General features: G+C 75.4%; 20 protein-coding genes. 7 read left to right on the top strand and 13 right to left on the bottom strand.

From position 1 onward, the window contains the following. Nucleotides 1–23: 23 nt before the first annotated feature. From EDD28_RS11145 to clpS, 4 genes are read right to left on the bottom strand one after another with little or no spacing between them, the layout of a single operon-like run. Nucleotides 24–788: an MBL fold metallo-hydrolase gene (locus EDD28_RS11145; RefSeq protein ID WP_123739665.1), complete on the bottom strand. Its 765-nt coding sequence runs from the start codon at nt 786–788 to the stop codon at nt 24–26. Beyond that, entirely contained in the window at nt 785–1672 is an 888-nt protein-coding gene (murI, locus tag EDD28_RS11140; protein WP_123739664.1) for a glutamate racemase, read from the bottom strand. The genes EDD28_RS11145 and murI overlap by 4 nt, the downstream gene beginning before the upstream one ends. 48 nt (nt 1673–1720) lie before the next feature. After that, the gene (locus EDD28_RS11135) at nt 1721–2335 is read right to left on the bottom strand and encodes a DUF2017 family protein (protein WP_123739663.1); all 615 of its coding nucleotides are present in this window, start codon (nt 2333–2335) and stop codon (nt 1721–1723) included. Next, the gene (gene clpS / locus EDD28_RS11130) at nt 2336–2635 is read right to left on the bottom strand and encodes an ATP-dependent Clp protease adapter ClpS (protein WP_123740067.1); all 300 of its coding nucleotides are present in this window, start codon (nt 2633–2635) and stop codon (nt 2336–2338) included. A 106-nt stretch (nt 2636–2741) separates the two neighbouring features. Here clpS and EDD28_RS11125 point away from each other — a divergent pair, with 106 nt between their 5' ends. Genes EDD28_RS11125 through EDD28_RS11115 form a run of 3 tightly spaced genes read left to right on the top strand, consistent with a single transcriptional unit; the run spans nt 2742 to nt 5808 of the window. Continuing rightward, nucleotides 2742–4097 (top strand): FAD-dependent oxidoreductase, encoded by a 1356-nt coding sequence (locus tag EDD28_RS11125; RefSeq protein ID WP_211339169.1) that lies wholly within the window; start codon nt 2742–2744, stop codon nt 4095–4097. Further along, nucleotides 4094–4423 (top strand): 4Fe-4S dicluster domain-containing protein, encoded by a 330-nt coding sequence (locus EDD28_RS11120; RefSeq protein WP_123739661.1) that lies wholly within the window; start codon nt 4094–4096, stop codon nt 4421–4423. The genes EDD28_RS11125 and EDD28_RS11120 overlap by 4 nt, the downstream gene beginning before the upstream one ends. Nucleotides 4424–4467: 44 nt before the next feature. Further along, entirely contained in the window at nt 4468–5808 is a 1341-nt protein-coding gene (locus EDD28_RS11115) for a nicotinate phosphoribosyltransferase (RefSeq protein WP_123739660.1), read from the top strand. A 198-nt stretch (nt 5809–6006) separates the two neighbouring features. Here EDD28_RS11115 and EDD28_RS11110 read toward each other — a convergent pair whose 3' ends face one another. The 7 genes from EDD28_RS11110 to EDD28_RS11085 all read right to left on the bottom strand — a co-directional run bounded on the left by EDD28_RS11110 (nt 6007) and on the right by EDD28_RS11085 (nt 13296). Continuing rightward, complete coding sequence (locus EDD28_RS11110) at nt 6007–7902, bottom strand: DEAD/DEAH box helicase (protein WP_123739659.1); 1896 nt, start codon at nt 7900–7902, stop codon at nt 6007–6009. Next, nucleotides 7899–8216, bottom strand: a complete 318-nt coding sequence (locus EDD28_RS11105; RefSeq protein ID WP_123739658.1) for a DUF3039 domain-containing protein — start codon at nt 8214–8216, stop codon at nt 7899–7901. Before EDD28_RS11105 ends, EDD28_RS11110 begins: the two co-directional genes overlap by 4 nt. Nucleotides 8217–8385: 169 nt before the next feature. Continuing rightward, nucleotides 8386–8556 carry a hypothetical protein gene (locus EDD28_RS17385; RefSeq protein ID WP_170169441.1) on the bottom strand — a complete coding sequence of 57 codons (171 nt, stop codon included), beginning with the start codon at nt 8554–8556 and terminating at the stop codon, nt 8386–8388. Nucleotides 8557–8720: 164 nt separating this feature from the next. Beyond that, nucleotides 8721–10412, bottom strand: coding sequence for a hypothetical protein (locus tag EDD28_RS11100; RefSeq protein WP_123739657.1), 1692 nt, complete (start codon nt 10410–10412; stop codon nt 8721–8723). After that, on the bottom strand, nt 10388–11194 hold the full coding sequence (locus EDD28_RS11095) for an ABC transporter ATP-binding protein (protein ID WP_123739656.1): 807 nt from the start codon (nt 11192–11194) through the stop codon (nt 10388–10390). The genes EDD28_RS11100 and EDD28_RS11095 overlap by 25 nt, the downstream gene beginning before the upstream one ends. A gap of 208 nt (nt 11195–11402) precedes the next feature. Further along, entirely contained in the window at nt 11403–11684 is a 282-nt protein-coding gene (locus EDD28_RS11090) for an HU family DNA-binding protein (protein ID WP_123739655.1), read from the bottom strand. A gap of 211 nt (nt 11685–11895) precedes the next feature. Beyond that, nucleotides 11896–13296, bottom strand: coding sequence for a DUF2252 domain-containing protein (locus EDD28_RS11085; RefSeq protein ID WP_123739654.1), 1401 nt, complete (start codon nt 13294–13296; stop codon nt 11896–11898). A 237-nt stretch (nt 13297–13533) separates the two neighbouring features. On the opposite strand from EDD28_RS11085, the gene EDD28_RS11080 reads away from it, so the two are divergent. The 3 genes from EDD28_RS11080 (at nt 13534) to EDD28_RS11070 (ending at nt 15013) form a co-directional block, all read left to right on the top strand. Then, the gene (locus EDD28_RS11080; protein ID WP_123739653.1) at nt 13534–13740 is read left to right on the top strand and encodes a CsbD family protein; all 207 of its coding nucleotides are present in this window, start codon (nt 13534–13536) and stop codon (nt 13738–13740) included. An 88-nt stretch (nt 13741–13828) separates the two neighbouring features. After that, nucleotides 13829–14101: a DUF7218 family protein gene (locus EDD28_RS11075; RefSeq protein ID WP_123739652.1), complete on the top strand. Its 273-nt coding sequence runs from the start codon at nt 13829–13831 to the stop codon at nt 14099–14101. A 177-nt stretch (nt 14102–14278) separates the two neighbouring features. Beyond that, a complete protein-coding gene (locus EDD28_RS11070) occupies nt 14279–15013 on the top strand; it encodes a DUF6766 family protein (RefSeq protein ID WP_425469970.1) in 735 nt (244 codons plus the stop codon). Between the two features lie 67 nt (nt 15014–15080). On the opposite strand, the gene EDD28_RS11065 is transcribed toward EDD28_RS11070, so the two are convergent. Together EDD28_RS11065 and EDD28_RS11060 are read right to left on the bottom strand one after the other, a co-directional pair. After that, nucleotides 15081–15845, bottom strand: a complete 765-nt coding sequence (locus EDD28_RS11065; RefSeq protein WP_123739651.1) for a GAF and ANTAR domain-containing protein — start codon at nt 15843–15845, stop codon at nt 15081–15083. A gap of 56 nt (nt 15846–15901) precedes the next feature. Next, the gene (locus tag EDD28_RS11060; protein ID WP_123739650.1) at nt 15902–16123 is read right to left on the bottom strand and encodes a CBS domain-containing protein; all 222 of its coding nucleotides are present in this window, start codon (nt 16121–16123) and stop codon (nt 15902–15904) included. Between the two features lie 497 nt (nt 16124–16620). Between EDD28_RS11060 and EDD28_RS11050 the strand changes: the two genes are divergently transcribed. Then, a complete protein-coding gene (locus EDD28_RS11050; RefSeq protein ID WP_148059599.1) occupies nt 16621–17397 on the top strand; it encodes a hypothetical protein in 777 nt (258 codons plus the stop codon). The last annotated feature ends 53 nt before the right edge of the window (nt 17398–17450 follow it).

The raw sequence follows: 17450 nt of genomic DNA, 5'->3' as shown, positions 1-17450 counted from the left end.
CGGCTGCCGGCCGGGGACGGGGCTCAGATCGTGTAGCCGGCCCCCGAGCGCGCCAGCTCGACCGGGCCCGCGAACAGGCCGGCGGCGGCGGCGCGGGTGAGCTCGGAGTCCGCCCACGGCTGGACGTGGGTCAGGACGAGCCGCCCCACCCCGGCGTCGCGCGCGAGACCGCCGGCCCGCGACCCGGTGAGGTGCAGGCCCCGCAGCTGCTCCGTCTCCGGGAACGCGGCCTCGGCCAGCAGCAGGTCGACCCCGCGGGCCAGCGCCGCGGCGCCCTCGCACAGGTCGGTGTCCCCGGTGTAGCCGAGGACCGTGCCCGTCGGGCCCGTGACCCGGAACCCGAAGGCCGGCACCGGGTGCAGGACGGCGTGCGGCACGACGTGCAGCTCGCCCACCTGGACGGCGACGCCGTCGCGCAGCACCTCGACCTCGAAGGTCTCCTCGACCTCCCGCGGCGTGAGGTCGGCGAACCTGGCGAGCTTGTCAGCCGTTCCCTCCGGGCCGAGCACGCGCAGGCGCCCGGCGCCGGTGCCCGGCCCGTAGCGCAGCCAGACGGCGAACGCCGACACGTCGGCGCAGTGGTCGGGGTGGAGGTGGGACAGGATCACGGCGTCGAGCTCGTGCGGGGCGAGCTGGGCCTGGAGCGGGCCGAACGTCCCCGACCCGAGGTCGAGGACGACGGCCGTCCCGGACGCGTCGGTCGTGCTCCGGCTGCGGAGCAGGTAGCCGGACGCGGGCGAGTCGGGGCCGGGCATCGAGCCGGTGCACCCGAGGACCGTGAGCCTCACGCGCGCACCTCCCGCGGCGCGGCGCCCGCGGCGTCGTCGCCCGCGGCCACGGCTGCCCGCACGCGCGGGATCTCGCCCGTGACGCCGGTGGCGTCGTGCACGTCCGGCACCTCGGGGCCGAGGAAGCGCCGCGCGAGCGTCCGGAAGGACGCGGTGTCCCCCGTCGCGAGGAACTCGTGCCGCGGCGGCGCCGCTGCCGTGCGCAGCAGGTCCTCCCGCACGAGCGTGCGGTACAGGTCCTTCGCCGTCTCCTCGGCCGAGGAGACGAGCGTGACGCCCTCGCCCATGACGTAGGACAGCGCGCCGGTGAGCAGCGGGTAGTGGGTGCAGCCGAGGACGAGCGTGTCGACGCCGGCGTCCCGCAGCGGCGTCAGGTACTCCTCGGCGGCCGCGATGACGTCGCGGCCGGAGGTGACGCCGCTCTCGACGAACTCGACGAACGCCGGGCACGCCCGGGTGAGGATCTCCAGGTGCGGCGCAGCCGCGAACGCGTCCTCGTAGGAGCGGGAGGAGATGGTGGCCCGCGTCCCGATGACGCCGACCCGGCCCGACCTCGTCGCCGCGACGGCGCGGCGCACGGCGGGGTTGATGACCTCGAGGACCGGGATGCCGGCCGGCTCGTAGCGCTCGCGCGCGTCCCGCAGCATCGCCGAGGACGCCGAGTTGCACGCGATGACGAGGGCCTTGACGCCGGAGTCGACGAGGTGGTCGAGCATCTCGAGCGAGTACGCGCGCACCTGCGCGATCGGCCGCGGCCCGTACGGCGCCCGCGCCGTGTCCCCGAGGTAGCGCACCTCCTCGTTCGGAAGCTGGTCGAGCACCGCGCGCGCGACGGTCAGGCCGCCGACGCCGGAGTCGAAGATGCCGATGGGACGCTCACGCATGCCCCACAGGCTAGGCCGGGGCACCGACATCGAGCGTCCGCGGAGGCCCTATTCGGCCCCGGTGTCGGGAAGATCACGCAGCATGGCCTCCAGGAGCGACTCCTGGAGCCAGGACAGCGCGAGGTAGAGCGTCGCCAGCGCGCGGCTCACCTCGTCCGGACCCGCGAGGGCCACCCGGTCGAGCCGGGCCGCGTCCTCCTCGTCCTCGATCCCGAGCCGCTCGGCGAGCACGAGCCGCACGTCGGTGAGCGCGCCGGCCCACTCCATCGCCCGGTCGAGGGGCACGACGAGCTTCTCCCCCGGCGCGCGCAGGGCGTGCCAGACGGCGTGCAGCCGCTGCGCCTTGGCCGTGCGGACGGACGCCTCGCTCAGCCGGCGCAGTTCCCCGGCGATCTCCTGGTCCTCGCTGGCGGGCGGCAGCAGGCGCATGAGGGCCGGGTCCTGGGGCGGCAGCGCGTCGTCGTCGTGCGTGTCCAGCGACCCGACCGCCGGGCCGCCGTCGGCGCGCGGATCGGCCGGGTGGCGCCACGACGCGGGCTCGGGCCCGTCGACGGGGAAGCCGAGGAGCGCCGCGACGTCGGCGACGGTCCGCGCCACGATCGTGCGCTCGGTGGCGTCGAGCCGGGCGGTGTAGCCGTCCCGGGACCGGCGGAAGGCGCGCACTCAGGTCTCCTGCTCGAGGGTGGCCCACAGGCCGTAGCCGTGCATGGCCTCGACGTCCGCCTCCATGCGCTCGCGGCTGCCCGTCGAGACGACGGCGCGACCCTCGCGGTGGACGGCCAGCATGAGCTCGTCCGCCCGCTCGGCCGAGTACCCGAAGTGGCTGCGGAAGACGTAGCTGACGTAGCTCATGAGGTTGACGGGGTCGTTCCACACGACGGTGCGCCAGGGCCGGGCGGGCTGCTGCCGGGCGTCCGGGCGCGTCCGGCTCGCCGGTGCGAGCGAGGGCGCGGCGGTGGCCATGCCTCCACCCTACGCATCGCCGGGCTCGCCGCGGGGTCGGCGTCGGGACCGCCGTCCGGCGCGGTGGGGTCGAGCTCGGCGCGGGGGACGCCACTACCCTGGTGGGATGCCCGCAGCGCCCGTCGTCGTCCCGCTCGACGGCGCCCCCGACGTCGACGTCGTGGTCGTCGGTGCCGGTCCCGCCGGGGCGAGCGCCGCCCTCCGGCTCGCCGAGCGGGGGCTCGACGTCGCGCTGGTCGAGCGCGCCGAGACGCCCGGGGCGAAGAACCTCTCCGGCGGCGTGCTCTACCTGGACGCGCTCGTCTGCGCGGTGGGCGACGCCTGGCGCGAGGCCCCGCTGGAGCGCGTGGTGACGCGGAACGTGACGACGCTGCTCACCGCCGACGCCGCGGTCTCCCTCGACTACGCCGACTCCTCGCTCGCCGGACCGCCCGCCCGGGGGGCGGCCGGCGCGCCCAACGCGGCGACGGTGCTGCGCGCGCGGTTCGACCCGTGGCTCGCCGGGCGGGCCGAGGCCGCCGGCGCGTTCCCGATGCCGGGGATGCTGGTCGAGGCGCTCGCCGTCGCGGAGGCGCCCGAGGCTCCCGGCGGCCGCCGGGTCGTCGGGGTCGTGGCGGGCGGTCAGGTCATGCGCTCCACCGCCGTCGTCCTCGCCGACGGCGTCAACTCCTTCCTCGCGCGCGGCGCCGGCCTGCGCGGCGAGCCGGCGGCGCGGGACGTCGCCGTCGGCGTCAAGGCGGTCCTCGGGCTGGACCCGCGGCGGATCGCCGACCGGTTCGGCGTGGCCGGCGACGAGGGCGCGGCGCACGCGATCATCGGCGACGCCACGCTCGGCGTCGCGGGCGGCGCCTTCCTCTACACGAACCGGGAGTCGCTCTCGCTCGGGGTCGTGCTGCGGCTCGACGACCTCGTCGCGTCCGGACGCACGGCCCGCGAGGTGTTCACGCACCTGCTGACCCACCCGGGTCTGCAGCGCTACGTCGCGGACGCCGAGGTGCTGGAGTACGGCTCGCACCTCGTGGCCGAGGGCGGCGCGGCGATGGTCGGGACCGTCGCGTGGCCGGGCTGCGTCGTCGTCGGCGACGCCGCGGGGCTCACGCTCAACTCGGGCCTCGTCCTGCGCGGGATGGACCTCGCGATCACGTCCGGCCTCGCGGCGGGCGACGTGATCGCCGACGCCGTCGCGGCCGGCGACCCGGACGCGACGCTCGCCTACCAGGAGCTGCTGACGGCCTCGAGCGCCTACCGCGACCTCGCGGCGCACGCCGGCATGCCCGACCTGCTCGACCGGCGCGGCCCGTACGGGCCGTGGGGCGAGACCGCGCGCGACGTCCTGCGCGCGACCTACACGATCGACGGCTCGGACACCGTCCCGCTCCGCGTCGCGCTGCGCCGGGCGCTGCGGCGGCAGGGCTGGCGGACGTGGCTGGGCGACGCCCGGCGGATCTGGAGGTCGGCGTGAGCGAGGAGGTCGGCGGCGAGGCCCGGGACGCGGGGCGTCCGGGCGCACCGGCGCTCAACGTGCTGCTCGGGGCGACGGCGTTCGACGCCGCCACCCCGCACATCGACACGAGCGCGATGGACCCGCGCAGCCCGGAGACGGCCGCCGTCATCGCCGTCTGCCCGGCCGGCGTCTACCGCGTCTCGCGCTCGCGCGAGACGGACGAGGAGCTGGTCGTGGCCGACGAGGCCGCCTGCCTGGAGTGCGGCGCCTGCCTCGTGGTCAGCTCGGGCGGGCTGCGCTGGGGCTACCCCGAGTCCGGCGGCGTCCGGTTCCGGCACGGCTGAGCCGCCGCGAGGCGGGTTCTCCGGCACGCCCTAGGCTTGCCACCATGCGTGCCAGCACCGCTCTTCTCACGGATCGCTACGAGCTCACCATGATCGACGCGGCCCTGGCGGACGGCACCGCCGACCGCGCCTGCGTCTTCGAGGTCTTCGCGCGCCGCCTGCCGTCCGGCCGGCGCTACGGCGTGGTCGCGGGGACGGGGCGGCTGCTCGAGGCGATCGAGTCGTTCCGGTTCGACGGCCCGGCCCTCGACTGGATCGCCGCCGAGGGGATCGTCAGCGACCGGATGCTCGAGTACCTGCGGGAGTACACCTTCCGCGGCGACATCACGGGCTACGCCGAGGGCGAGCTGTACTTCCCCGGCTCGCCGATCCTCCAGGCGTCCGGCACCTTCGCCGACGCCGTCGTCCTCGAGACGCTCATCCTCTCGATCCTCAACTACGACTCGGCCGTCGCCTCCGCCGCGTCCCGGATGACCCAGGCCGCGATCGGCCGCCCCTGCCTGGAGATGGGCAGCCGCCGCGCGCACGAGGACGCGGCGGTCGCGGCCGCCCGCGCCGCCGTCGTGGCCGGGTTCGACGGGACCTCGAACCTCGAGGCCGGCCGGCGGTACGGGCTGCACACGATCGGGACGGCCGCCCACGCGTTCACGCTCCTGCACGACACCGAGCGCGACGCGTTCGTCGCCCAGGTCGCGAGCGCCGGGGCCGGCACGACGCTCCTCGTCGACACCTACGACATCGAGCAGGGCGTCATCACGGCCGTCGACGTCGCGGGCCGCGCCCTCGGCGCGGTGCGCCTGGACTCCGGCGACCTGCCCGTCGTCGCGCGCGAGGTCCGCGAGCAGCTCGACGAGCTGGGCGCGAGCGACACGCGGATCGTCGTCTCCTCCGACCTCGACGAGTACGCGATCGCCGCGCTGGCCGCGGCTCCGGTCGACTCCTACGGGGTCGGCACCTCGGTCGTCACGGGGTCAGGGTTCCCGACCTGCGGCATGGTCTACAAGCTCGTCCTGCGCGAGGGCGAGGACGGCGCCATGCACGCCGTGGCGAAGAAGTCCTCGGGGGGCAAGGCCAGCATCGGCGGCCGGAAGGCGGCGGGCCGGCGGATCGAGAACGGGCTCGCGACCGAGGAGGTCGTCTTCCTCTCTCCCGACGACGACGTGCCGGTGCTCGACGAGGCGATCGCCGAGGTCGGCCAGGGCGAGCTGCGGGCGCTCCAGGTGCCGCTGGTCGTCGCCGGCCGGATCGACGAGTCCTACACCGGGCCTGCGGGCGTCCAGCGCGCCCGGGAGCGGCACGCGGCCTCGCTGGACGAGCTGCCGCGGGCGGCGCGTCGCCTCTCGGCCGGTGACCCGGCCATCCCGACCGAGGTCATCACCGTCTGAGCCCGGGCGGGCGCAGCGCGCGGGGGTCGGCTGCCCGCGGACCGGTGCGCGCCCGTGCCCGGGCGTGCGCGCCGTCGGCGCCGGTCGGGCCGCGCGTCCGGCCGGGGCGCGACCGGACGGCTCCCGCGAGGGGCGCGCGCCTCCGCGCGGGGCGGACGCGTCACGCGGGGTGCGGCGCGTCCCGGCGCGGTCGCCGGGTCAGCGCTGGCCGACGAACCAGGCCCGCACCTTGTCGATCCGCGTCCGCAGCTGCTCGGCGTTCGCCACGGGCACCTCGCCGCCGCCGCTGTGCTGGCGCAGCCGGGTGTGCACCACGGCGTGCGGCGTCCCCGACCGGCGCGCCCACGCCGAGACGAGCTGGTTGAGCTCCTTGCGCAGCCGGGCGATCTCGCGGTGGTCCACCACCTCGCCCGGCCCGGCCGCCCCGTGCCCGGCGCGCATGTGGGCCGCCTGACGCGCGCGCAGGGTCGAGGACACCTCGTGGGTCTCCATGAAGCCCGGGATCGCGAGGAAGTCCGACTCGACGTCCGAGCCGATGTCGCCGCCCGTGCCGAACTGGTCGCCGTCGAACAGGACGTGGTCGAACGTCGCCTGGGCGGCGAGCGCCTGGAAGCCGGGGCCGTCGAGGTCCGACGACGCGCTCTCGGCCCGGTTGGCCCGCTCCAGCGCGGCGTCGTCGAGGCCGGTCTCGCCGTTCTCGGCCGCGCTCGCGGGCCGGTCGAGGGCGTGGTCCCGCTCCACCTCCAGCTCCGAGGCGAGACCGAGCAGCACCGCGACGCTCGGGAGGAACACCGAGGCCGTCTCGCCCCGGCGCCGCGCGCGGACGAACCGGCCGACGGCCTGGGCGAAGAACAGCGGCGTCGCCGTCGCCGTCGCGTAGACGCCGACCGCCAGCCGCGGCACGTCGACCCCCTCGGACACCATCCGGACGGCCACCATCCAGCGCTGCCGCCCCGCGGAGAAGGCCTCGATCCGCTCGCCGGCGCCGTCGTCGTCGGAGAGCACGACGACGGGCTCCTCCCGCGTCACGGCCCGGAGCTGGGCCGCGTACGCCCGCGCGCTCGCCTGGTCGGTCGCGATGACGAGGCCACCGGCGTCGGGCACCGTGCGGCGCACCTCGGACAGCCGGCGGTCGGCCGCGCGGAGGACGGCGGGGATCCACTCGCCCTCGGGTGCGAGCGCCGTGCGCCACGCCTGGGCCATGAGGTCCTTGGTCAGCGGCTCGCCGAGCCGGGCGCTCACCTCGTCGCCGGCGCGGGTGCGCCACGTCATCTCGCCCGAGTAGGCGAGGAACATGACGGGCCGGACGACGCCGTCGCGCAGCGCGTCCCCGTAGCCGTAGGTGTAGTCGGCCCGCGAGCGCCGGATGCCGTCGCGGTCCTCCTCGTAGGTGATGAACGGGATGGGCGCGGTGTCGGAGCGGAACGGCGTCCCGGTGAGCGCGAGCCGGCGGGTCGCCGACTCGAACGCCTCACGCACCGCGTCGCCCCAGGACAGCGCGTCGCCGGCGTGGTGCACCTCGTCGAGGATGACGAGCGTGCGCGAGCCCCGGGTCCGCCGTCGGTGCAGCTCGGCGTTGGCCGCGACCTGCGCGTAGGTGAGCGCGACGCCGTCGTAGTGGCTGCCGTGCGCGCCCTGCGCATTGCGGAAGTTGGGGTCGATCGCGATGCCGACCCGGGACGCGGCGTCCGCCCACTGGGTCTTGAGGTGCTCGGTCGGCGCGACGATCGTCACCTGGTCGACGACGCGGGCCTTGAGCAGCTCGGTCGCGACCCGCAGCGCGAAGGTGGTCTTGCCGGCGCCCGGGGTCGCGACGGCGAGGAAGTCGCGCGGCTGCAGCTCGCCGTACCGGGCCAGCGCCGCCGCCTGCCAGGCCCGCAGGTTGGAGGCGGTGCCCCACGCGGCACGCGCGGGGAAGGCCGGGGACAGCTCGGCCGCAGCGGAGGGCGACGGGTGCGTCGGCTGGTGCGCGGCCGCGGCGGCCGGCTGCGCCGGGGACGCGGCGGGCTCGGCGAGCGACGCGAAGAGGTCCGGCCCCTGGTCGGGCTCGGGGGCGGGACGCGCGGCGCCGTTGCTGCGGGTGGAGCCCCTCACTCGTCCGATCCGGAGCCGGAGTCGCCCGAGCCGCCGTGCATGCTCTGGTAGATCTCCTTGCAGGCCGGGCAGATGGGGAACCGGCTGGGGTCGCGCTGCGGCAGCCAGATCTTGCCGCACAGTGCGACGACCGGCTCACCCGACATCGCCGAGGCCAGGATCTTCTCCTTGGGGACGTAGTGCGCGTAGCGCTCGTTGTCGCCCGGCTGCTCCCGGTGGCGGGTCTCGGTCCGCTCGATCGTGCTCGTGGAGCCCTGCGTGCCGGGGTGCGCGGGGGCACCCGGCGCTCCGGGCGGGTTCAACGGCTCGGTCATTCTTCGAGTGTAGGTCAGCCCGCCCCGCGCTCCGCGAGGTCGTCCACCGGGGTGGCGCGCCCCGGTCCCGCGGCCCGCGCCGGTGCCGCGCGCCGGTCGCAGGTTGGTCGCAGATCGGCCGCGTGCCGGTCGCGCGTCGGTGGCGGATCGGCCGCGTGCGGCGTCGCCCCTAGCGGTCGCAGTCGCAGACCGCGTTGAAGCAGACGACCTCCTCGCCCTCCTCCGGGCGCGCCCAGGCCTCGGCCTCCTCCCGGCTGGCGAACGAGCGTCCGGCCAGCCGGCCGCTCGGCAGCAGCACGGAGAAGGAGACCTGCTCGCGAGGATCGGCCCAGGTGGTCATGGTGGTGGAACGCGCGGTCGCGCCGGCGTGTTCCGCGCGGCGCCGGGACGGGCCGAGCCCGTCCGGCTCGCGGAGAGCGCGCGTGGCCGCGTCGCCTCCCGGCCGGCCGCCTGTCGCCTCCTGGCCGCGGCGTCCCCGGCGACGGCGAGCCGCCGCCCGGGACGTCAGTGCTTGGGCCAGGACTTGATCCGGTCGAGGACCGCGACGGCGCGCTGGTCGTAGAGCCGGCCACCGAGCCGGATGCCCAGCACGAAGCAGATCACGCCCGTCGCGACGCCGACGGCGAACGTCAGCCACCCCCAGGTCGCCCCGACCCCGATCGTCGGGATGAGCGTGAGCGCCGTCGGCGCCACGAGGACCGCCATCGCGAGGAACGAGCCGAGCTGGGCCACCATGGTGAGCCCGACGGACCCCTGCTGGGAGGCCATCGGGTTCGACCCGGGCGGCGGCGCGGGGTAGGGCACGAGCACGGACGCGATGGAGGCCGTCCCGAACCCGGCCCCGAGCAGCGCGAGCGTGCCGCCGAGCACCGCCGGGACGTACTCCGACCGGCCGAGGATCGCGGGCGGGACCGCCGCCAGCACGAGGCAGACCGGGACCAGCCAGACGGCGACGCCGAGCACCCGGCCGAGCCGGTCCTCCGCGCCGCGCACCCCGGTGGTGACGTGGAGGGCGAACGCCGTGGAGTCGTAGGCGACGTCGTTGCTGATCGACCAGGACCCGAACCACGCGGCGATCGGCGCGACGAGGAGGCTCGCCACGGCGAGGGCGCTGGTGCGCGGGATGCCGTCCTGGTTCGAGATCACGAACGCGAGCAGGACCGCGAGGAGCGGCATGAGCACGATCGAGCCGGCGCTCGCCACGTACCGCGGGTCGCTGCGCCAGTAGCGCAGCGAGCGACCGGCGACGGCCGCCGTCCCGCGCGTCAGCGGGAGGCCCAGCACGGACCGCCCGGCGCCGATCCCCGGCCCATCGCCGAACCACGCGATGAGCCGGTGCGCGAACGGCAGGCGCGACGTGCGCTGCCCCGAGGGGCCGCCACCCGAGCCGACGGTGGTCATCGAGCGTCGCAGCAGCGCCAGGTACCCGAGGTAGGCGACGACCAGCGTCGCCACGACGAGCGCGAGCCGGGCGATGAGCACGAGCCAGCTCCCGGCGACGGCGTCCGCCGGGAGCGCCCAGGCCGCACCGAGCGGCGTCCACGCCAGCACCCGCGCCGGCGTCTCGATCGACTCCCAGGTCAGCGAGAAGGTGAACGACTGCAGGAGGCTCGGCGTGAACGCGAGCGCCATGACGAGGACGAACCCGATGAGGCTCGCCACCTCGCGGCCGCGCCGCGCCCGCATGAGACCGGCACCCGCCGTTGTCGACAGCCGGGCCAGCACGAGGCACAGCAGCGCGCCCAGGACCCCGCCGAGCAGCGCGACGACGAACCCGAGCACCCGTTCCCCGAAGCCACCCGACCCGAGCCAGGCGATCGAGAGCGCGAGGCTCGCCAGCACCGTGGCCAGCCCGGGAATCGACACGGCCCCGCCGACCAGCAGGCCGAGCGCCAGCCGTGGCGATGGTGCGACGTAGACGGCGAAGCGCTGCGGGTCGAGCGTGTTGTCCATCCCGAAGGCAAGCACCGGGATCACGATCCAGCCGAGCACCAGCAGCGAGCCGAGGAGCACCAGCAGGTCGCCGCGGGCCTCCGCACCGACCGTGACCCCGAGCGCGAACGCCCCGGCCACGACGAGCCCGACGACCGAGAGCGCGTACAGGCCACCGAGGATCAGCAGGATGAGCCGCCACGACTCCCGGCGCAGGGAGTTGCGCAGGATCTGGAACCTCAGCCGCGCGAGGGTCGCAACCATGCCAGTCCCTCCGTCCGCTCCTGGGCGCCGACGAGCTGGGCGAACCGGGCCTGCAGGTCGCCCCCGCCCACCTCGGCGATGGTCCCGGCGGCGACGAGCGCGCCGTCGTTCATCACGGCGACGTGGCTGCACAGCCGCTCGACCAGCTCCATCACGTGGCTGGAGAGGATGACGGTGCCGCCGCCCGCGACGTAGTCGGCGAGGATCGCCCGGATGTGGCCGGCGGACACGGGGTCGACCGCCTCGAACGGCTCGTCGAGCACGAGGACGCTGGGCGCGTGGACGAGCGCCGTCGCCAGGCCGATCTTCTTCGTCATGCCGGCGGAGTAGTCGGCGACCAGCTTGGTGCCGTCGTCGGCGAGGCCCAGCACGTCGAGGAGCTGGTCCGTGCGCTGGCGCACGACCACCGGGTCCATCCCGCGCAGCAGGCCGGCGTAGGTGATGAGCTCGGCTCCGGTGAGCCGGTCGAACAGGCGCAGCCCGTCGGGCAGGATCCCGAGCATCGGCTTGACCTTCTCCGGCTCGGCCCACACGTCGACGCCGTTGACGAACGCCGTCCCGGCGTCCGGGCGCAGCAGCCCGGTCGCCATCGACAGCGTGGTCGTCTTGCCGGCGCCGTTCGGCCCGACGATCCCGTAGAAGGACCCGGCCGGGATGGCCAGCTCGAACTGCTGGACGGCCACCTTCGCGCCGAACCGCTTGAACAGTCCCCACGTGCGCAGCGCGGGGACCGGTCCGGACACGGGTGGTGGGACGGGGCTCGCTTCGGGCGTCTGCGTCATGCGTCCAGCCTGGCACGCGGCGCCGACATCGAGATCGTCCGCTCGGTGGAGATGGGCGACGGCGCTGCTCCGTCGCGCGGCTGAGGCCGCGGTCGGTCGTCGCCAGCGCACGCCGGCGTCGAGCTCGGCCGGGAACGCCGAGGGGCGGGCACCCGGTCGGGTGCCCGCCCCTCGGACGGAGCGGCCGGTCGGGACCGGCCGCGATGGCTCACTTGGCGACGGCGGCCTTGAGCGTGGAACCGGCGGAGAGCTTGACGCCGTAGCCGGCCGGGATCGAGATCTCCTCGCCCGTGCGCGGGTTGCGGCCCGTGCGGGCGGCGCGCTCGACGCGCTCGGCCGAGAGCAGGCCCGTCACCTTGACGGCCTCACCCTTGGCGAGGGACTCGACGAGCACCTCGTGGAAGGCGGACAGAGCGTCGTCGGCCTGCTTCTTGGTGAGGCCGGCCTTGTCGGCGATGGCGGCAACGAGGTCAGTGCGGTTGACGGTCACAGGTTTCCCCTTTGGGTGGTCCGGTGGCGCGCGGGTGCGTGCCTTCGTCGGGAGAGACTACGCCCATTCCGAGCGCGAGCCGCACGAACACGCCGTTTTCCCGTCCCTCGGGCGCGTCGCGCCGTCGGCCGGGTCGCGCCGGCGAGGCGGCAAACCCTCAACCGGCGTCCCCGTGACCTGCGCACTCGCCGATGCGGGGCGTCGCGGGGGATCAGCGCAGCGGGTCGGGCGCCACGTCGAGCTCGCCGCGGTCGGCTGCGGCCCGCAGCGCCCGGAAGTCCTCCTGGACGACGTCGGCGTACGCGTGGGCGAACTGCGTGACCGCCTCGACCAGCCGGGCACCGCCGCCGGCGTAGCCGTCGATCACGAACGCGTTCCGGCTCTGCGCGTGTGCCCGGGCGAGCGAGCGAGCGCACACCTGGACGTACTCGGAGAACGCGTGCTCGCCCATCCCCTCGACGTCGACGCTGCCCTTCATGTCCTGGAACTGGCGCACGTAGTAGTCGCGCCCGTCCGCCCGGAAGGTGCCGAGGAACGGGTCGCTCGCGGCCTGGAGGATGCGCTGGGCCGCGACGACCCGCCCGCCGTCGCCGAGCACCTGCGCGACGCGGCGGAACGCCGTCGGCTGCACCACCTCGCCGTACTGCTCCAGCACGCTCGGCGTCGCCTCCTTGATCTGCAGGACGAGCGGCTCGCCGACCGGTCCCGTCATGACCCAGAGGTAGCACCGGGTCCCGACGCTGCCGACGCCGACGACGCGGCGGGCCGAGTCGACGTAGCGGAAGCTGCGCAGCGCGAGCTGGATCTCGGGGGCGACGGCCCGCGCGTAGGCCTGGTAGGCGTCGCCCAGCTCCCGGCTCGTGATGCCGGACAGGTGGGTGAGGATCGGCGGGTTCTCGACGAGACGCAGCCCCTCGTCCGTCGTCGTCATCATCCGCTTGAAGACGCGCTCGGACGTGCGCCGCTGCGCCGAGCGCATCGCCCGCTCCATGACGGCGCGCAGCTCCGGGCTGAACTGCTTGAGCGCGCGCTCCGGGTGGCCGCGCAGGTACAGGCGCTGCAGCGCGTCCATGCCGAGGACGTAGCGCAGCGTGACGAGGTACTGGCGCGTCGTGTCCCGCGCGATGCGCTCGACGACGTCGGGGGCGTACCCCGCGTGCTGACCGCCGACGACCGCGCTCGTCACGAGCCGCTTGAGGTCCCAGTCCCACGGCGCGGCCGCACCCTCGTCGAAGTCGTTGAGGTCGAACAGGAGCTGGCGGTCCGGCGCGGCGAACAGACCGAAGTTCGACAGGTGGGCGTCGCCACAGGAGACGACCTCGATCCCGCTGCTCGGCGACGCGGCGAGGTCGGCGGCCATGACGGCCGCGCTCCCCCGGTAGAACGAGAACGGGTCCTGGAGCATCCGGGCCCAGCGCAGCGGCACCAGATCGGCGAGGCGGCCGGTGTTCTGCTCGGCCAGGATCTCGAGCGCCGCCCGCGGCCCGCGCACGAGGGTCCCGAGCGCACGACGGGGCGCGGTCGAGCGGGTCTCGACCCCGATCGACCGCAGCCGCTCGGCCGGGAGATCGGGGTCGACGGGGCGCCGGGAGGTCTTCGTCGACCGTGTCATGGGGTCAGTCTGGCGCTCGGCCCAGGCCCCGACAACTCGGCGACCGGTTGTCCCGGGGGCGACGCCGAGGCAGGATGGGAACGACCGCAGCGCTCGAGACCAGCGGCGCCGCTCCGGACCCGTCAGGGACGAGCGCCGCGTGCGTGCCCACGAGAGGACGCGCTCCGGTCCCCCTCCCCCTGTTTCCCGGGTTCGGCCCGTGGTCCCCCGGGACCACACCACCGAAGGAGAAGTGACATGGGAACCGAGGATCGCATGGACGCCACCGCCGACAAGCTCGGCGGCAAGGCCAAGGAGGCCGCCGGCAAGCTCACGGACGACAAGCAGCTCGAGGGCGAGGGCCGGGTGGACCAGGCCAAGGGCGCCGTGAAGGACACCGTCGAGGACGTCAAGGACGCGGCCCGCAAGGCCGCCGACGGCGTCAAGGACGCGTTCGACCGCTGACGCGGCACGCGTCGATCGTCATCACGACACCGCGATCCGGCCGGTCCCCCCGGCCGGCCGGCTCGCGGGCACTGAGAGGAGACACACCATGGCACGACGACGGGACCCGGGTCCGAGCGTCAAGGATCCCGAGGTGTACGAGGCGCTGCGGGACGACGGCGCATCCAAGGAGAAGGCGGCGCGGATCGCGAACGCCTCGGCCGCGCGCGGCCGCAGCGCCGTCGGGCGCAAGGGCGGCCACGCCGAGCCGTACGAGAAGTGGACCGTCGAGGACCTGCGCCATCGCGCGGCCGAGCTCGGGATCGACGGGCGCTCCTCGATGCGCAAGGCCGAGCTGATCGAGGCGATCCGTGGCCACTGAGCCCCCGGACGCCGACCGTCCCGGGGGCGGGCCGCATCGGCCCGTCCCCGGGACGGGCACAGGGACGGGCAGCAGGACAGGCACCGGGATGGGCCCGACGCTCGCGCTGTTCTGGCTGCTGCTCGGCGGCGTGGTCGTGAGCCTCGGCGTCATGCTCGGCATCGGGTTGGCGGGGCGGTGAGCGAGCCGACGGCCACGTCGGCGGACGGGCGCGGCCGGGCACGCGGCGGCTCGCGGCTCCGGGCGGAGCTGCGCCGCAACGGTCTCGGGCTCGCGTTCGTCGTCGCCTTCCTCGTGGCGCTCGCCGGTCAGGCCGTCGTCGGCCTCGCCGGTCACAACGAGGAGCTGACCGCCGCCGGGCTCGAGCCCGTCTCGTTCGCGCGGTACGTCACGGGGTCCTCGTTCGTGGTCGACGTCGCGGAGAACTGGCAGTCGGAGTTCCTCCAGTTCCTGCTGTTCATCCTCGCGACCGTGTGGCTGGTCCAGCGCGGCTCGCCCGAGTCCAAGCCCCTGGCGGACGCCGGGCGCGGCAGCGACGAGGAGCAGAAGGTCGGCGCGCACGCCCGGCCGGACTCCCCCGCGGCGGCCTCCGCCGGCGGCTCGCGCCAGTGGCTCTACTCCCACTCGCTCGTCCTCGTCATGGGCGCGATCTTCCTGGCGAGCTGGGCCGTCCAGTCCGTCGCCGGGCGGGTCGCCTACAACGAGGAGCGGGCCCTCGACGGGCACCCGGCCATCGGCTACGGCGAGTACCTGACGCGGCCCGACTTCTGGGACCGGACGCTGCAGAACTGGCAGTCGGAGCTGCTGGCGGTCGCCGCGATGGTCATCTTCTCCATCTACCTGCGCGAGCGCGGGTCACCCGAGTCCAAGCCGGTGGGCGAGCCGCACGCGACGACCGGCACCAGCGGGTAGCGCCGAGCGGCGCGTACGCCTCGGGCGGGGCCGTCTCGTCGCGGGCTCGACCCCCACCCGAGGACGGTCAGGCGACGTCCTCCGTCGCGGTGGCGGGCGTCGCGGGGACGCCGGCGTCGTCGTCGGGGCCGATCGGCAGCTCGCGCGTGGCGATGAGACGCTGCGCGACCATCCGGAGCTTGATGTTGCTGGTCGAGGAGATGCGGCGCAGCAGCGCGAACGCCGCCTCCTGGTCGAAGCCGAACCGCTCCATGAGGATGCCCTGGGCGATCCCGATGGTGTGCCGCGAGCTGACCGCGGTCCGCAGGTCGGCCACGAGGCTGACCGAGGACAGCGCGAGCGCCGCGTGGGTGGCCAGGAGCACGGCGAGGTCGATGTCGTCGGGGTCGGTGAACAGGCCGGGACGCTCACCGTAGAGGTTGAGTGCTCCTATCACCTGCGTGCCGGACAGGAGGCGGACCGCGAGGACCGAGTGGACCCCCGCCTCCGCCGCCACCGGTCCCCACCGCGGCCACCGGGGGTCGCCGGCGGTGTCGCCGCTGCGCAGCCAGGGCGAGCCGTCGACCGCGTCGGCCGCGTCCACCACCGTGTCGACGCACGGTCCCTCGTTGAGGACGTACTGCGCCTGGTCCAGCTCCCGGGCGCAGTCGGAGGTCGAGCCGAGGCTGTGGAAGGACTGCTGGCGCCGGATGGTGAGGCTGGCGTGCGCCGTTCCCGGGATGAGCTCGAGCATGCTCGCCGCGATGCTCGCGCCGGCGTCGGGCGCGGCGGTCTCCTGGTGCCACGCCGACGCGGCGTCCGTGAGCTGCTCGGCTTCGTTCGATGGGGGCATCGGGGTCCTCTCAGGACGCTGGTGACGGCGGGGTGTCGGGGGTCATCGTCGCCCCCTCACGGCTCGGAGATCTCGCCGACGACGACGCCGACGTGCGCCGCGTCGTCGTGCCGGGCGAGGTCCGCCTGGCTCAGGACGCCGACGAGCCGGCCGTCCTGGCCGCAGACGGGCAGCGAGCCGACGTCGTGGGCGCGCACGAGGCGGGCGGCGGCCGTGAGGGAGTCCGTCTCGGCCACGACCTGGACGTCGGGGCTCATGAGGTCGCGGACGCGTGTCATGTCAGATCTCCTCGGTGTGCTGAGCAGGACCTCGCGACCTCCTCGCCCCGCGCATAGAAAGAGGGAAGGGGACGTCGCACGTTCTGGTCGGGCCACCGTTCTGGACCCGGGCCAAGTCAATCACCGGCGAGGCCCGAGAGCCACCCCGACCCAAAGCGGACCGGATCGCGCCCAGCGGGGGCGATCCGGTCGACCACCGTCACATCGTTCCCACCGCTCGGCTCGGAAAACCGGGCGGCTGGACGGAAAGCGAGAACCGGTGCACACTGACGGCAGCGCTCGAGACCTGTGGCGCCGCCCCCCGGAACTGCTCCAGGAAAACGGCCATGCTCACAGCCCCGGACCGACTCCGCCCCTCTCCCGCGACCCCCCTGACGCCACCGACGTCGCCCTCCTCCCTCGCCGGCCCCCGCCTCGCCGCGGTCTCCGGCGCGGTCCCGCCGGAGACCGCCGACGCGCCCCACCACCCGAGCCCCGGTCGAGGAGCCTGCGACTCCGTGCGCCGACTCGTCGCCACCGTGCTCGGCTCGGCGCAGGAGCCGTACCTGCCCTGGCTCGCCACCGCCAGCCTCGGCCAGCTCCACGACGCCGTCGCGCTGGCCGCCGCCCAGCTCGACCACGAGCGGTGGGCGTTCGGCCGGCTCACCTCGGCCGGCCTCGCGCCGGCCGAGCCGGCGGCGTCCGCGTGGCCGATCGCGCCGGCGGACGGCGTCCGCGCCCGCCCCGGGGACGCCGGGCCTGCTGCCCTGCCCGCCGCCGGGGACATCGACCGCGTGCTCCGGGCGCTGGCGCTGCCGCTGCCGGTCCGGGCGATCCCCGCCGTCCTCCCGCACCCGGCGCTGCTGCGCCGCCTCACGCTCACCCTGCTCGTCGAGGACGGCGCACTGGGCGGGGCCGCGCTCGGCTGGCTCACCGCGTCGCAGGCGCTCGTCGCGGCGGGGCGATTCCCCGGGGCGGCGGCCATCCGGGCGCACGGCTTCGGCGCGGACACGGCCGCCGCCTGGGTCGACCTGCTCGAGCAGAGCTCGACGCTGCCGTGCCTCGCGCTCACCGAGTCGGTCCTGCGCGAGCACCCCGACCTCACCCCGATGGCGTTCGCTGGCGCGCAGCTCGCGATCCGGTCCGCGGCCGCGCTGGAGCAGCACCTCACCGCGGCGTGGCGCGCGGGCCGACGGCTCGTGTCGTGGCCCGGCCCCGAGGTCTCCGAGACGCCCGGGGTCGTCGTCGACCACCGGGGCGAGCCCGGGAGCGGGGTGATGGCCACCGCCGGATGACGCGCGCGAGCCCGGCCACGACGGCCGGCACCCGACCACCGACCCCACCGTCG

The sequence above is a fragment of the Salana multivorans genome, assembly GCF_003751805.1.
Classification (GTDB): domain Bacteria; phylum Actinomycetota; class Actinomycetes; order Actinomycetales; family Beutenbergiaceae; genus Salana; species Salana multivorans.
This window is presented reverse-complemented; position numbering and strand designations above follow the sequence as displayed.

Bases quoted from the DNA above. Each gene is read 5' to 3' on its own strand.
- murI (WP_123739664.1), bottom strand. From the start codon at position 1,672: ATGCGTGAGCGTCCCATCGGCATCTTCGACTCCGGCGTCGGCGGCCTG.
- clpS (WP_123740067.1), bottom strand. From the start codon at position 2,635: ATGGCCACCGCCGCGCCCTCGCTCGCACCGGCGAGCCGGACGCGCCCG.
- EDD28_RS11125 (WP_211339169.1), top strand. From the start codon at position 2,742: ATGCCCGCAGCGCCCGTCGTCGTCCCGCTCGACGGCGCCCCCGACGTC.
- EDD28_RS11115 (WP_123739660.1), top strand. From the start codon at position 4,468: ATGCGTGCCAGCACCGCTCTTCTCACGGATCGCTACGAGCTCACCATG.
- EDD28_RS11105 (WP_123739658.1), bottom strand. From the start codon at position 8,216: ATGACCGAGCCGTTGAACCCGCCCGGAGCGCCGGGTGCCCCCGCGCAC.
- EDD28_RS17385 (WP_170169441.1), bottom strand. From the start codon at position 8,556: ATGACCACCTGGGCCGATCCTCGCGAGCAGGTCTCCTTCTCCGTGCTG.
- EDD28_RS11100 (WP_123739657.1), bottom strand. From the start codon at position 10,412: ATGGTTGCGACCCTCGCGCGGCTGAGGTTCCAGATCCTGCGCAACTCC.
- EDD28_RS11095 (WP_123739656.1), bottom strand. From the start codon at position 11,194: ATGACGCAGACGCCCGAAGCGAGCCCCGTCCCACCACCCGTGTCCGGA.
- EDD28_RS11085 (WP_123739654.1), bottom strand. From the start codon at position 13,296: ATGACACGGTCGACGAAGACCTCCCGGCGCCCCGTCGACCCCGATCTC.
- EDD28_RS11080 (WP_123739653.1), top strand. From the start codon at position 13,534: ATGGGAACCGAGGATCGCATGGACGCCACCGCCGACAAGCTCGGCGGC.
- EDD28_RS11075 (WP_123739652.1), top strand. From the start codon at position 13,829: ATGGCACGACGACGGGACCCGGGTCCGAGCGTCAAGGATCCCGAGGTG.
- EDD28_RS11065 (WP_123739651.1), bottom strand. From the start codon at position 15,845: ATGCCCCCATCGAACGAAGCCGAGCAGCTCACGGACGCCGCGTCGGCG.
- EDD28_RS11060 (WP_123739650.1), bottom strand. From the start codon at position 16,123: ATGACACGCGTCCGCGACCTCATGAGCCCCGACGTCCAGGTCGTGGCC.